11 protein-coding genes are annotated in these 14,030 nt (G+C 57.7%); 1 reads left to right on the plus strand and 10 read right to left on the minus strand.

The window, feature by feature from the left end; translation table 11 throughout:
• Positions 1 to 105 precede the first annotated feature (105 nt).
• Positions 106 to 420, plus strand: a complete 315-nt coding sequence (locus tag ICT70_RS11070; protein WP_191156583.1) for a cytochrome c3 family protein — start codon at positions 106 to 108, stop codon at positions 418 to 420.
• Positions 421 to 569: 149 nt separating this feature from the next.
• On the opposite strand, the gene ICT70_RS11075 is transcribed toward ICT70_RS11070, so the two are convergent.
• The 10 genes from ICT70_RS11075 to gltB form a co-directional block, all read right to left on the minus strand.
• Positions 570 to 2,279 carry a complex I subunit 5 family protein gene (locus tag ICT70_RS11075; RefSeq protein WP_191156585.1) on the minus strand — a complete coding sequence of 570 codons (1,710 nt, stop codon included), beginning with the start codon at positions 2,277 to 2,279 and terminating at the stop codon, positions 570 to 572.
• Positions 2,276 to 3,766: a proton-conducting transporter transmembrane domain-containing protein gene (locus ICT70_RS11080; RefSeq protein WP_191156587.1), complete on the minus strand. Its 1,491-nt coding sequence runs from the start codon at positions 3,764 to 3,766 to the stop codon at positions 2,276 to 2,278. The genes ICT70_RS11075 and ICT70_RS11080 overlap by 4 nt, the downstream gene beginning before the upstream one ends.
• Complete coding sequence (locus ICT70_RS11085) at positions 3,763 to 5,250, minus strand: complex I subunit 5 family protein (RefSeq protein WP_224746989.1); 1,488 nt, start codon at positions 5,248 to 5,250, stop codon at positions 3,763 to 3,765. Before ICT70_RS11085 ends, ICT70_RS11080 begins: the two co-directional genes overlap by 4 nt.
• On the minus strand, positions 5,243 to 5,560 hold the full coding sequence (locus ICT70_RS11090; protein ID WP_191156589.1) for an NADH-quinone oxidoreductase subunit K: 318 nt from the start codon (positions 5,558 to 5,560) through the stop codon (positions 5,243 to 5,245). The genes ICT70_RS11085 and ICT70_RS11090 overlap by 8 nt, the downstream gene beginning before the upstream one ends.
• On the minus strand, positions 5,557 to 6,540 hold the full coding sequence (locus ICT70_RS11095; RefSeq protein WP_191156591.1) for a hydrogenase subunit MbhD domain-containing protein: 984 nt from the start codon (positions 6,538 to 6,540) through the stop codon (positions 5,557 to 5,559). The genes ICT70_RS11090 and ICT70_RS11095 overlap by 4 nt, the downstream gene beginning before the upstream one ends.
• A gap of 2 nt (positions 6,541 to 6,542) precedes the next feature.
• On the minus strand, positions 6,543 to 6,842 hold the full coding sequence (gene mnhG, locus ICT70_RS11100; protein WP_191156593.1) for a monovalent cation/H(+) antiporter subunit G: 300 nt from the start codon (positions 6,840 to 6,842) through the stop codon (positions 6,543 to 6,545).
• On the minus strand, positions 6,829 to 7,119 hold the full coding sequence (locus ICT70_RS11105; RefSeq protein WP_191156595.1) for an MrpF/PhaF family protein: 291 nt from the start codon (positions 7,117 to 7,119) through the stop codon (positions 6,829 to 6,831). The genes mnhG and ICT70_RS11105 overlap by 14 nt, the downstream gene beginning before the upstream one ends.
• Entirely contained in the window at positions 7,116 to 7,610 is a 495-nt protein-coding gene (locus ICT70_RS11110; protein WP_191156597.1) for a Na+/H+ antiporter subunit E, read from the minus strand. The genes ICT70_RS11105 and ICT70_RS11110 overlap by 4 nt, the downstream gene beginning before the upstream one ends.
• A gap of 192 nt (positions 7,611 to 7,802) precedes the next feature.
• Positions 7,803 to 9,188, minus strand: a complete 1,386-nt coding sequence (locus ICT70_RS11115) for a glutamate synthase subunit beta (RefSeq protein ID WP_191156599.1) — start codon at positions 9,186 to 9,188, stop codon at positions 7,803 to 7,805.
• Between the two features lie 3 nt (positions 9,189 to 9,191).
• Positions 9,192 to 13,613, minus strand: coding sequence for a glutamate synthase large subunit (gene gltB, locus ICT70_RS11120; RefSeq protein WP_191156601.1), 4,422 nt, complete (start codon positions 13,611 to 13,613; stop codon positions 9,192 to 9,194).
• Positions 13,614 to 14,030 lie beyond the last annotated feature (417 nt).

The following is a 14,030-nucleotide window of genomic DNA, read 5'->3' on the forward strand; positions in this document are numbered from 1 at the left end:
GTTGACCTGAATATTGAGCTTGTATAGACTCACCACAATTTGTAGTTCGTAGTAGTATACCTGTGTACCATATTGATCACATTTATTGCCAAAGGATAAACGCTTATGAAAAAGATCGTGCTGTTGCTTTGTGTTGTCACCCTGTGTGCTGTCACCGCAGCTATCGCTGTTCCCGCCAATCGTTCCTTGAATTACGATAAGAGTGCCATGGGGCCGGTGGAGTTTTCCGGAAAAATCCATGCCGAGGCTGGTTATAAGTGTGGTGACTGCCATAACCCTAACCTGTTTGCTAAAATGAAGCAGGGTTCAGTGGAAATCACCATGGAAAAAATCTACGCCGGTGAGCAGTGTGGTTTCTGTCACAATGGTGAAACCGCCTTTGCCGCAAAGACAAGCTGTAATCGCTGTCACGTTAAATAGCTTTTACCCTATCGGCAGATAACCAAACGGTCGGCTCTGATGGAAGAGTTCGACCGTTTTTTTTGTTCTTTGTCCTTTGTCCTTTGTTCTTTGTCATTTGTCATTTGTCATTTGTCATTTGTCCTTCCCCACTCCCTACTCCCCACTCCCTACAAAAGCAGCAGCGCCAACAACAACAGAATAAACATCACCCCGGCGACACTGAGCTGACGCAACTGCTGCTCTGAGTCCTGCAGTAACAACAGCAGAGGCAGGTTCTGCCAGCGGGCGCCGCGCGGCAGTCGTGGCGGTGGCGGCAGCTTTAGTGCAGCAGCCAGGTTTGCCAGACGTCGCAGTAGAGCGTCAAGCAGTACATCCAGATCTTTAGCACCCAGATGGGCACCGCGCTTACGCGTGCTGTACCAGCCCAGCAGGGTGATTATCGCACCACCGGCAACCGGCCAGAGGGCATCGATCCACTTCAAGTCGGCCCCGGCAGCTGATGACGTCAGAACTCCCGGATAGCTACTCACCAGGACCACCGCCAGGAGCAGCAGGCTCCAGCCCCCCCACATCCCACTGGTGGCGGCCTTCACCGCCGCCCTCGCCGGTGACCACAGTATGAGCAGCAGTCGCCCCATCAGCAACGTCGTGCCGACCGCTGCTCCTCCGAGCAGGAGGGTCAGCAGGGATTCATCAAGTAGCGGTGATAGCATCAGAAACGGCTTGAGTCCAGCTTTGGCGAGGGCACCGCTGGTGAAAGGGGCACCGGCAAGTGCCAGGGCCGGCAGCATCAGTCCGGCGAGGGTGACATGGCGCATCAGGCCGGGGCTGTTGAGATGACCGGTCATGCCGACACCCAGGAACAGCGCCCCTTTGGCCAGCCCATGATGCAAGGCGTAAAATCCCACCACCGGCGCCAGTAACGGCCATTGCTGCGGCGCGGCCAGTCCGAGACCGATAGCCATCAGAGGAAAGCCGATCTGGCTGATACTCGAGTAGGCCAGCAGGGTTTTCGGTTGCTTTTGTAAAAGCCCCATCAGCACCCCGAAAAACGCCATCAACAGACCCAGGCTGAGCAGGGTCGCCGACCAACCGGGAAGGGTCGCGAAACCGAGCGGAAAGAGGCGCAACAGGCCAAGCAGACCGGCCTTGATCATGGCCCCACTGAGTACGGCACTGGCCGGAATCGGCGCTGCCGGATGGGCCAGGGGTAACCAGAAATGTAAGGGTACCGCTCCCATCTTGATTCCCAGGGCGACGAGGAGCAGAGCGAGAATCAGGTTCATGCCTTCAGCATTGGCAAGGGTTGCGGCGACATCCCTCAGCAGCAGGGAATCTGCCGCCCGGGCTGCCGGCAGCAAGGCGGCAAACAGCAGCACCTCACCCAGGATCACCAACCACAGGTAGATCCTGCCGGCGCGCAGGGCAAAGGGGGTGTTGTCATGGATAATCAGGCCGTAGGCGGCAAAGCTCATCAGGGTAAAAAAGAGATAAAAACTGATCATGTCCAGGGCCAGGGTCAGCCCTAAATTACCGCTCATACAGAGTAGAAAAAAGATCCAGAAACGCAGTCGCTGCGGCGAATTTCTGGTGTAACTGCGTGCATAGATGCCGGCTGCCAGCCACAACAGCGCGGTCAATAGCAGAAAAATCTGTCCGGTATGATCCATCCCCCAATGGCTCCCGACCAGCAGCCAGGGCATGGCCACTGACACGTTCGCCGCCGGAAACAGCGCCAGGACCAGGCCAGGAAGGGGCGCCAAGGGGCACATAGCCAAGGCCATGTGCCGTACCCGCGTCACCGTCAGAGCGCCGATCAGCAGCAGGGGGAACACTGGCACCAGCAGCAGCATGGCTGTGCTGACAGTCGCACTCATAGGCCATACTCCCGGGCAGCAATCAGTTCAACCCAATACAGGGCGCTGCCAACGCTGCCGGCCAGGATCCCCAGCAAAATAACCAGCAGCGCAGTCATCAGTGGCGGTGCAAGCAGCGCCCAGGTGGTTTCACGACCGCCGCGCAGGGACGAGGAGGGCCAGTCCTGACGAGGCTCAATAAACCAGATGCGGTGCACAACCGGCAGGAAATAAGCAGCATTGAGCAAGGTGCTGGCGATCAGGACGAGGATAATCCAGGGTTGCCCTGCTGCCAGACTTCCCAGCCCCAGGTACCATTTGCTGATAAAGCCGGCCAACGGTGGCAGGCCGATCATCCCCAGGGCACCGACGGTAAAGGCCGCCATGGTCCAGGGCATGCGGCGACCGACTCCGTCCATTTCATCAACCTTGTGGATCCCGAGGGTTTCTGCCAGGTTGCCGGCACAGAAAAACAGGGTGATTTTCATCAACCCCTGATGTACCAGGTGGACCAGTCCGCCGATCGTGCCTAAGGGGGTCGCCATGGCGACCCCGAGGAGGATATAGGACACCTGGCTGACGGTGGAAAAAGCCAGGCGGCGTTTCAGATCATTCTGACTCAAGGCCCGGATGGAGCCGTAGATAATAGTAAAGGCGGCCAGCAGCGCCAGGGGGAAGAGCAGGTTCTGTGCGGCGCTGAAGTCGAGTCCGTAGATATCATGAACAACCCGGATAATGCCGAAAGCACCGGCTTTGACGACCGCGACAGCGTGGAGCAGGGCACTGACCGGTGCCGGTGCCACCATGGCGCTGGGGAGCCAGATGTGTAGCGGTACCAGTGCTGCCTTGACCCCGAGGGATAACATCAGCAGGGCAAAAATGATGGCAAGGCTGCCATAGAGAGCCGGATCGAGATCAGCAACAACACCACCGGGACTGAAATCCAGTGGCCCGGCAATGGAGCGCAGCCAGACCGTCGCAAAAAACAGCACCAGGCCGCCGCAGATGGTGTAGGCCAGATAGATGCGCCCGGCTGCCAGGGCTTTCGGGGTACCGCGATGCACCACCAGTGGATAGGTAGAAATGGTCAGCATTTCGTAAAAAATCACAAAAGTAACCAGGTCGCCGGACAAGGCAATGCCGGTGGTGGCGCTGACACAGAGGCTGAAAAAACCAAAAAAACGGCTGCGGTTGGGGGAGCCTTCAAGGTAGCCGATGGCATAGATGGTGGTCAGCAGCCAGAGCAACGCTGAAAGGGTTAAAAATAGCAGGGACAGGGCGTCAGCCCGCAGCACCAGCTCAATATCCGGGAGCAACGGCAGGCGCAACTCCGCGTACTGGCGCTCAGCAACCCGAACAAACAACAGGGCGACAAGCATCAGTTTGAACAAGGCCCCGGCCAGATTAAGAGCGGTACGCAGGGTCACCTGCTGTTCCGGCAGGGTAAAAATGATCAGGCCGGGGAGCAGTGAGCTTAAAAGGATAGCCGGTAGAATCAGATCACTCATGGGGTCATCTCCACCATGATCGATCCGTGCACCGGAGCTCCAATCAGCGCGATCTGAATCGGCTCATACGCGATCAGACCGAAGAGCAGGGCAATCACCGAGAGTACCAGCGGCGGCCACTTCATCACCCAGGGGATAACCGGATAACTGCTGCGTTTGACATCAAGGAAGGCCCATCCCAGCACCCGGGCGATGTAGGCCGCCGCCAGCAGGGTGCCACTCAGGATAATCGGCAGATACCACCATTGGCCGGTAACCAGGGCCGCGTTGATGAAAATCCATTTGGCAAAAAAACCGCCGCTTGGCGGCAGGCCGATAATCGTTGTGGCCGCCAGGGTGAACACCACCGCCAGGACTCCAACCGGGCCACCGGCACCGGCCAGGCGTGACAGACGATCCGAACCGGCGGTGTGATGAATGGTGCCGGCAACCATGAACATGGCGGATTTGCCGCAGGCGTGAGTCATCATCAGCAGGACACCACCGGTCCAGGCGGCAGCCATGGTTTCCGGCTGAGCGAGAGGGAAAACCAGATACAGATAACCGATCTGGGCGACAGTAGAATAAGCAATCAGCAGTTTCAGCCGTTCCTGGCGCAGCGCCATGAGCGAGCCCCAGACAATGGCGATGGAGCCTAACAGACCTAGCAGATGTCCCACAGCAAAGGTGTCCAGAGCTGGGAAGACCTCAAACCACAGGCGCAGCAGAATGACATAGGCCGCTTTGACCACCAGGGCAGAGAGGGCAGCGCTGACCGGTGCCGGGGCCATGGTATGAGCCTGGGGGAGCCAGAAATGCAGAGGGAACAGAGCACTTTTGAGCACCAGGCCGGCCACCATCAGGGCCATGGCGGCGTGGTTGAGGCGGGTCGCGCTGATCATCTCGCCGAGCAGGGCAATATCTACGGTGGCGTAACTACCGTAGAGCAGGCCAACCCCCAGCAGGTAGGAAAGCGACCCGAGCAGACCGATAAAAAGATAACGCAGCGCCGCTGCAAGAGCCTGTTTGCCCCCTTCAAGGGCAATCAGGGCGACGGAAGAAAGGGTGACCAGCTCGAGGGTAACATAGAGGTTAAACAGATCGCCGGACACAAACAGGGCATTGCAGCTGCCCCACAAAAAAAGCCACAAGGGCCAGAAATACCTGACTTTATCATAATGCCGGTCGTGTACTGGAAAATAACCCAGGGCATAGCAGCTGATAATGAAACCGACCAGGGCGGTGACCGCGAGCATGACCAGCGCCAGGCCATCGCGGCGCAATTCAATTCCCAGCGGGGTTGGCCAGCCACCGGCGGTGATCGGATCGGCGTGGGTCAGGGTGACGGACAATATCCCGGCAAGGGCGCAAACCGGCAGCAGCAGAGCCGTTGCCAGACCAATCCAGCGCGCTTGCTGCGGCGCCAGAAAAGCGGCCACGGCTGCCCCCAGGGGGAGCAAGGTCAGCCATATCAACCATTGCTGATGCAGGAACAGTTCAGTCAAGGGACGATTCCTCATCCGTGGCAAAGGTGGTGCAGTTGGTCAGGTTGTGCATCCTGATCGTCAGGGCGATGGCGACAGCGGTAAAACACAGGGACACCACAATTCCGGTCAGTACCATCACCTGGGTGACCGGGTCACCAACAGCGTCGGTACCGCGAGCGCCGATGGCAATAAAGACCATAAAGACGCCACTGCCCATGATGTTAATCGCAAGGATTTTACGTAACAGGTGGCGCCGGATCAGCAGAGCGTGCAGGCCGATAGAGAACAGCAAAATGCCGCCACCGGCGTAGAGCAGCGGTGTTGTCATGATTTATCCTCAATTTTGGTGGTTGGGGTTGCCGCCGGCGGAAGATTGGTGACCGGGTGACCACCGGCCAGCGCCGCACTGAGAATGGCAGCAACCGACAGGGTTGCGACAATTTCAATCAACAGGATAAGACCTCCTGCCAGTCGTTGCGGATAGTGCAATGGTTCACCCCGCAGCAGCAGGGTGATGGCCGCTACCGCCAGAAAAACCAGAAACCCGGCGACCAGAACCAGGCGCAGCGCCACCCCGGTCCAACGCGAGGGCAGGGCGTACCCACTCAGGGTTGCAAGCAACATGGCAGCAGTAAGCAGGGCCCCGGCCTGAAAGGCTCCTCCGGGAACATACCCTCCCTGCCACAACAGCACCCCGGCAAAAAGAATCAGCAGGGGCAACAATAATTGTCCAAACCCGCTCAGTAGCGGTGGAATGTCGGTGTTTTCGAATCGCGGCCGGGCCTGATCAAGAGACCAGATGGTGATTAACGCCAGCAGCAGCACGCCCTTTTCCAGCAGGGTGTCCCAGGCTCGGAAGTTCAGGAGTACGGCGGTAACCGGGTGGTCACTGCCGCTGATGCTGAGCAGGTTTTGCACCAGTCCTTGCTGGCCGGAAGTTACGACCTGGAGCTGACGCAGTTCGAGCAGGAGAATCACCGTGACCGAAGGGATGATGACACCAATCAGAACCGGGGCGGAGAGGTGTTGGAGAAAGGTCAGGGGACGAACCGGGCAGCGATCGCGTTCACTTGAGCCCAGTTGTCCCAGTCCGATCAGCAGCAGGGCCCCACTGATGCCGGCACCGATGGCGGCTTCGGCCAGGGCTACGTCGGGAGCGCCCAGTCGTACCCAGGCCAGGGCCAGCAGCAGGCCGAAGGCGATGAACAGTACGACGGCGCGAAACAGATCAGTACTGGCGAGCAGCAGCCAGGCCAGACTGATCAGGGTGAGCAGCAGGATCAGGTCAAAGATCAGCGCCGGTTCCATGGTCAGCGCCGCCAGGGTTGATGCCCGTCCTGCTGCGCTTGATGGGCGATCAGGTGAGCGACAGTGGCACCGGCAACCAGTACCAGCAGCCAGGTCAGCAGCAAGCGGATGACAACCTGGAAACTGTCGGCTTGAATCATCAGGGCCAGCACTACCAGGCCCAGGCCCAGGTTGTCGGCTTTGGTCAGGGCATGCAGGCGGCAGTACAGATCGGGAAAGCGCAGCAGGCCAAGGGTGCCGGCGAGGAAAAAAGGCAGGGAGCAGAGCAGCAGCGAAGCGCTGATCAGGTCAATGATGCCCACGGTTACCCTCCTGGTGGGAATCAGTATCGATATTCCTGCGGCGTACAAATGTGACGGCTGCTACTGCTGCCAGCAGGGCAAAGATCAGGGCAACATCCCAGATTGCCGTGCTGTTGCCGGCCTGACCAAGCAGCAGCAGAATAGCGACTGCTGTGGTACCAAAAAGTTGCGCGGCCAGCATTCGGTCGGTAGCAGTAGGACCGCGCAATACCCGCACCAGGCCGACGGCGATGGTCAGTAACAGAATCAGGGCGAGGCCGATATAAAGACCAGTCATTTTTCGCTCCCGAGGGGACATTTAAACAACTGGGCAACGCGGTTTTCAAGTTGGCCCAGTTGTGGATCGACCTTGCGGTCAAGAACATGCACCTTGAGAGTGGTGCCATTTAAATCGGCGGACAGGGTGCCGGGGAGCAGGCTGACACTGTTGAGAAAGAACATCTGCGGTCGTCCGGCAGGAAGCGTTAAGGGGAACTCGATGATCTCCGGATCAAGGGGCAGTGTCGGGGAATAAGCGCGACGGGCGACATCGACGCCGCCCCTCACCGATTGCAGAAGAAAATAGGGGATAAACCGGAGTAATCCGGCAACGGATATAGGCCAGAAGGGAGCCTGTGGGAACCGGTTCATCACCCACAGAGCCAGCGCGATGGTCGGTAGCCCGATAAGCCAGGAGGACGCCCGCCCACCGGTCAGTACCCACCAGAGAAACAGACAACCGCCAAGGCGCAGGATAAAACGAGACCAACGAAATGTTACTACAGACATCGGAATACCTATAAAATAATGGCACCAATCATATGCAGGCCACCAAGGCACCAAGATCTCCAAGAAAACCAAAAAATCGGTTTATTGTTTTAACTCAAAAGCAGCCGTTGCCTCTCTTGGTGTCCTTAGAGTCTTGGTGGCTGGTTACTGTTGCCTGAAAGCATATAGCAGTCAGATGCCGGAATCCAGCTCTCAGCCGAGAAAACGGCGCATCATTGCCAGGGCCGCACGGCGGCCATCGGCGGCTGCAGTGACCACCAGATCGGCACCCCGGAAGCAGTCACCGCCGGCATAGACCTTGGGGTGGCTGGTCAATCCACTGGCCGGATCAATCTCCATCTGGTCCCAGCGATTACACTTGACTCCCAGCTCCGCCAGTTCTGCCACCGGGGTGACATCAAAGCCGAGGGCCAGGATAACCATGTCCGCCGAGATGCAATGAGCGGTATCGGGGATGATTTCGACGCGTTGACGGCCATCGGCATCCTTCTCGGTCAGCCGGGTCTGTTCAACCTCGATGCAGCGTTTGCCATTTTTTTCGCGCCGGATTTCCCTTGGACTGACGTTGAAGTCAAAAATCGCTCCTTCCTCGACGGCATTCTGGACCTCCTTGTGGCTGCCCGGCATGTTGGCCTCGTCGCGGCGATAGAGGCAGGTGACCTCTTCGGCCCCGTCGCGCAGGGCGGTACGCAGGCAGTCCATGGCAGTATCTCCGCCACCGATGACCACGACCCGCTTGCCTTGCATGGTAAAATGCGGGTCGGCGGGTTTGCCGAATAACTGCTTTTGCTTTTCAATCAGGTAGTCCATGGCCAACATGACTTCCGGCAGGTCTTCCCCGGCAATCCCGGCTCTGCGTCCCTGGGTGGCACCGATACCGACGAATACCGCAGCGTAATCATCGATCAGCTGGGCGTAAGAGATCTGGTCCCCAATTCGCCGGCCCAGGTGCAGTTCGAGACCGGCCTCTTGCAGCAGATCAAAGCGTCGGGTGACGATCTGTTTATCGAGCTTGAAGCCGGGGATCCCATAGGTCAAGAGGCCGCCGGCATGTTCTGCGCTTTCGTACATGGTCACCCCGATACCGGCCCGCAACAGAAAATGGGCGCAGGAAATACCGGCCGGGCCGGAGCCGACAATAGCGACGCGGGTATTGTGGCGCACCCCCGGGAAAGGGAGTTGCATCCCGGCGGCAAAGGCCAGGTCGGTGATGGTTGCTTCAATGGCACCAATGGTGATGGCACCGTAGCCGTCATCCAGAGTGCAGGCGCCTTCGCACAGGTGCCCCTGGGGACAGATGCGTCCGAGAATTTCAGGAAAGGGTGAACTCTCATTGGAAAGACGAAAGGCGCGTTCCAGGTCACGGTCGGCGATGGCCTCGAGCCATTGCGGGATGTAGTTCTGCAATGGACAACCGATGGTGGCACAAAATGGGTCGCCACACTGAACGCAGCGCTCCGACTGCTTGCGCACCATGCGACTGGAAAAAAAGCGGTAAATCTCGTCAAAATTCTGCAGTCGCTGGGTGGCATCAAATTTTTCCGGCTCCTGGCGGCCGGTTTCGGTAAAGCTCTGCATAGATCAATCCCCTTCTTTCGGGTTAAGCGGTGCTTTCATATCCTTGGGGGTGACCATCCAGAAATAGGCCAGCTCCTCGCGGAAATCATCGAGTATCGCTTTGGCAACCGGGCTTGCCGTGCGGTTGAAATAACTGATCAGGATGCTCTTTAAGTAGAGTCGTCCCTCGTTGTCTTCATCAACGTCGATGCGGCGCGCGACCACCAGCTGCTGATTGAGACGATCGATAAAGTTCTTGTTGCGGTCGTAGACAAAAGCGGCGCCGCCGGTCATGCCGGCACCAAAATTAATGCCGGTTTCTCCCAGTACGACAACGGTTCCGCCGGTCATATATTCGCAGGCGTGATCACCGGTCCCTTCAACCACCGCCAGAGCGCCGGAATTGCGTACGGCGAAGCGTTCACCGGCGGTCCCGGCAACAAAGAGTTTGCCACCGGTCGCCCCGTAGAGGCAGGTGTTACCGACCGCAGAAGCCCCCGGCTGGTAGACCTGGGGGGTGATGATAATGCGTCCGCCGTGCATTCCTTTGCCGACGTAGTCGTTGCCGACCCCGTGCAGCAAAAGCGACATCCCTTCAGACAAAAAGGCGCCGAGGGACTGACCGGCAACCCCGCGTAACTTGATGGTCAGGGCTTCCTTGGGTAGACCGGTGTCACCGTAAAAACGGGCAATCTCGCCACTGATCAGGGTGCCGAAGCTGCGGTTGATATTGCTGATCTCGCGCTGCGCGACCATGTCGGTCTGGGGATTTTTGATCACCGGATAGATTTCCTTGAGCAGCTCCTTTTCAAAGGCGTTGTCATCAAAGGGAAGGTTCTCGCGGGTTTTTACATTGACACCCTCAACCTGGTGTAAAATTTCGGAAAAATCAAAGTGGCTCAATAAGGGGGTGTCGAGTTTGTCGAGTAGATCACAGCGCCCGATAACCTCTTCAAGAGTGCGGAAGCCCAGGGCGGCAAGGATCTCACGGACATCTTCAGCGACATTTTCCAGGTAGCTGATGACCTTCTCAACGGTGCCGATGTAGTGGGCGCGCAGATTTTCATCCTGGGTGGCAATGCCGACGGTGCAGCGGTTGAGGTGGCAGACGCGCAGCAGTTTGCACCCTAGCAGCACTAATAGCGGGGTGCCGAAGCCGAAACTTTCGGCGCCGAGCATGGCAGCCTTGACCACATCGCGACCGATTTTCATGCCACCATCGGTCTGCAGGGAGACAAACTCACGCAGGTTGTTGGCTTTTAAGCTGATATGGGCTTCGCTTAAGCCGAACTCCCAGGGATTGCCGGCATGCTTGAGAGAGCTCAGGGGTGCCGCGCCGGTGCCGCCATCGTGACCGGAAATGACGATCTTGTCAGCGTTGGCCTTGGCGACGCCGGCGGCGATGGTGCCAACCCCTTCAGTGGAGACCAGCTTGACGCTGATTTTTGCCTTGGTATTGATCTGCTTAAGGTCAAAGATCAGCTGGGCCAGATCTTCAATCGAGTAAATATCATGGTGCGGCGGTGGGGAAATCAAGGTCACTCCGGGAATGGTGAAGCGCAGGCGCGCAATCAGCGGGCTGACCTTTTCGCCGGGTAATTGCCCCCCCTCTCCGGGTTTGGCGCCCTGGGCGAGTTTGATCTGAATCTCTTCAGCGCTGCGCAGATAACCGGGAGTGACGCCAAAACGTCCTGACGCAATCTGCTTGATGCGGCTGTTGCGGACGGTGTCGAAGCGCGCCGCGTCTTCCCCCCCCTCACCGCTGTTGGAATGGCCCCCCAGGCGGTTCATCGCTTCGGCCAGGGCTTCGTGGGCTTCCGGCGATAGCGCACCTAGCGACATGGCAGCCGAATCAAAACGGCGGGTGATCGCCTCAACCGGCTCGACCTGCTCAATCGGCAGAGGGGAGTGAGGGCTTTTGAACCCGAGGGCATCGCGCACATACCTGATGCCACGGTTGTCGATCATCGAACGGAACTTCAGATATTCTTCACGGGTACGGTTTTCAGCAAAGCGATGCAGCTGGGTCACATGCCAGGAGTTAAAATCGTGGTATTCAAATCCGGGGTTGTCGCGATAAAACCCACCGATCTCGAGGGGGTAGATGGGGGTCATGTAGCTTTCGGCAAAGACCTTGCGGTGGACCCGGTGGATGCGCTCCTCAATCTCCTGGAAGCCCAGGCCCGGCATCAGCAGCGAAGAACCTTTGAAGCAGGCATCAACAAGCTCATGGGAAAGGCCGATAATGTCGAACAGGGCGGCGTTGCGGTAGCTCGAAACGGTGCTGATCCCCATTTTTGACATAATTTTGAGCAGCCCCTTGTTGAGTGCCGCGTAGATATTCTGCAACGCTTTGCGCAGTTCCCGTGGTGGTTGGTTGCGTTTTTCTCCGATTTCGAGGGCGCTGGCATAGAGCAGCCAGGGGTAGATGGCAATAGCACCATAGCCGATCAGCACGGCCGCGGCATGGGGGTCGACGGTTTCACCGGTCACCACCACCAGGCTGACATGCTGACGCAGCCGGGTTTTGAGCAACTGGCGGTTGATATAGCCAACGGCCATGGCCATCGGGATCAGCTTGTTCTCCTTGTCAAGGACCCGGTCGTCGAGGATAACGATGCGGACCCCGTCGTTGCTCACCGCATCCAGTACCTGTTCAGCGAGCTGCTGCAGGGCTTTTTGCAGATCAGTGCGGAAGTCGGTATGGAAAATCCGGTACTTGTAGCAGGCTTCAAAGCGCGGCAGTTGCGGGTCACCAAAGGTCAGCAGAGAGTGGTAGATCTCATAGGACAGAAAAGGCGAAACGCTTTTTAAGCGCATCGCGCGACTCTTGGTTTCGATCAGCGGGTTGCCGATACCGCCGAAGCCGATAGTGGTCGACATGACCGCTTTTTCCCGCAGGGGATCGATGGGCGGATTGGTAACCTGAGCAAATTTCTGTTTGAAAAAGTCGCTGAAGTTACGCTGTTGATCGGAAAAGGCCGCCAGGGGCGTATCGTCCCCCATGGAGCCGACCGGCTCCTTGCCGTCAGCCATCATGGGGCGGATGATCAGATCTACAACTTCCGAGGTGATGTTGTGATAACGCTGGGCCGTCTCCAGATCGGGGTAGCGGTAGTCCTTGTCTTCGCAGAACTGGCGACCGATAAATTCCTGCAGGTAGTAGGTATGCTCGGTCAGCCATTGATTGTAGGGCTGGGACTCCATCAGGTACCGGTCGATATCGCGGGTGTAGAAGATCTGCCCGGAGCTCAGGTCGGCGGCGATCATCTGACCACTCTGCAGGCGACCACGCTCGCGGATCATGTTTGCCGGTGTGTCGATGACCCCGTACTCGCTGCTGATCAGTAGCCGATTATCTGTAGTGATGATGTATTTTGCCGGACGCAGACCGTTGCGATCGAGGATACAGCCGATGTAGCGGCCATCGGTCAGGCTGATGGCGGCCGGGCCGTCCCAGGGTTCATAGGCGCCGGAGGTATATTCATAAAAAGCGCGCAGTTTGGCCGGCATGTTGGCGACATTGTGACGTGCCGGTGGTACCAGGCCGCGGATCGCTTTGAAAAAATCGACACCGTTAGCCAGTTTAAACTCAATCATGTTGTCGAGACCGGCGCTGTCACTGACCCCCTCTTCGAGCAGTGGCATGATTCTCGCGATTTCATCCTCGGTAAAAACCGGACTGCGGGCATCGGTGAACTTGTAGCGGGCTTTGAAGCGGTTGCCCTGGATGGAATTGATCTCACCATTGTGGGCAATCACCCGTAAGGGTTGAGCAAGCTTCCACTGGGGCAGGGTGTTGGTGGAAAAGCGCTGGTGAAACAGGGCAAAGGAGATTTCGAAGTCAGGATCCTGCAGATCGGGAAACAGGGTTTCAATGTAAGTCGGCATCACCAGCCCCTTGTAGCTGATCAGGGTGCGGGAAAAACTGGGGATGTAGAAGTGCGGATCGGTGCGGAACTGTTTTTCCACCTCCTTGCGCGTCAGATAGAGCAGGGCATCGAAGCGGCGGGTGGCAATCAGCGCTGCCGGGACGACAAAAACCTGGAAGATCTGCGGCAGCCGGTTTAACGCGTACTCGCCAAGGGCATCGGTATTGACCGGGACCTCGCGGGTAAAGAGGATCTGCAGGTCATTTTTGCCGCACATTTTTTCAAGCGCCGGCAGCTGCTTCTTTGCATCACGGGTGAATACCACCGCCACCGCAAACTGCTCCGGCAGGGAGAGGTCATGCTCTTCAGCGACCTTGCTCAAGAAACCGACGGGCATAGAGCAGAGCAGGCCGGAGCCATCGCCGGTTTTCCCGTCAGCGGCGATGGCGCCGCGATGCATCATGCGGGTGAGGGCCTTGATCGAGTCTTTCAGGAGTTGATGGCTGGGCCGGTTGTCGATCTGGGCCAGCAGGCCGAAGCCACAGTTGTCACGAAATTTTTCTGCTGGATTCATAAAAAGCTTATCCTTTACTGAGGTGGTGCAAGTCGCATCGGGTGCGATGACTGATCGTTGCTTTAAATGTGGACGTAAGGAGTAAACCAATGCAAAAAGCGTGCACAAAGCCTGGAAAGATGAAGAAGTCAGCAGTCTCCGCCACGGAGTCTGATCAGCGCCATCGCTCCGGCAGTGATGCTGCCGAAATATTACGCAGTTTACTGCAGTGTGTGCTATAAAAACAGCAATTTGAAAATTATCACATGACGATGCGTTCGCAAAAAGTATCAAGTTAGCTGGCTAAGCAAAAAGCGCCAAAGGCAAGGCGCGCGATGATTGAGCCATGAGGCGTGCTTAGGTACGTCGAAGCCGTGACACAAGCGCGACTGTTTGTCCTCGGGCGCAACCGTTGGTGAGCTTTTTGCGACGCCATTA

Origin of the sequence: Pelovirga terrestris (assembly GCF_014773365.1) — a bacterium.
GTDB lineage: Bacteria > Desulfobacterota > Desulfuromonadia > Desulfuromonadales > Geopsychrobacteraceae > Pelovirga > Pelovirga terrestris.

Excerpts from the sequence above, each read along its gene's own strand:
- ICT70_RS11070 (WP_191156583.1), top strand. The coding sequence starts at position 106 with ATGAAAAAGATCGTGCTGTTGCTTTGTGTTGTCACCCTGTGTGCTGTC.
- ICT70_RS11075 (WP_191156585.1), bottom strand. The coding sequence starts at position 2,279 with ATGAGTGCGACTGTCAGCACAGCCATGCTGCTGCTGGTGCCAGTGTTC.
- ICT70_RS11080 (WP_191156587.1), bottom strand. The coding sequence starts at position 3,766 with ATGAGTGATCTGATTCTACCGGCTATCCTTTTAAGCTCACTGCTCCCC.
- ICT70_RS11090 (WP_191156589.1), bottom strand. The coding sequence starts at position 5,560 with ATGACAACACCGCTGCTCTACGCCGGTGGCGGCATTTTGCTGTTCTCT.
- ICT70_RS11095 (WP_191156591.1), bottom strand. The coding sequence starts at position 6,540 with ATGGAACCGGCGCTGATCTTTGACCTGATCCTGCTGCTCACCCTGATC.
- ICT70_RS11105 (WP_191156595.1), bottom strand. The coding sequence starts at position 7,119 with ATGACTGGTCTTTATATCGGCCTCGCCCTGATTCTGTTACTGACCATC.
- ICT70_RS11110 (WP_191156597.1), bottom strand. The coding sequence starts at position 7,610 with ATGTCTGTAGTAACATTTCGTTGGTCTCGTTTTATCCTGCGCCTTGGC.
- ICT70_RS11115 (WP_191156599.1), bottom strand. The coding sequence starts at position 9,188 with ATGCAGAGCTTTACCGAAACCGGCCGCCAGGAGCCGGAAAAATTTGAT.
- gltB (WP_191156601.1), bottom strand. The coding sequence starts at position 13,613 with ATGAATCCAGCAGAAAAATTTCGTGACAACTGTGGCTTCGGCCTGCTG.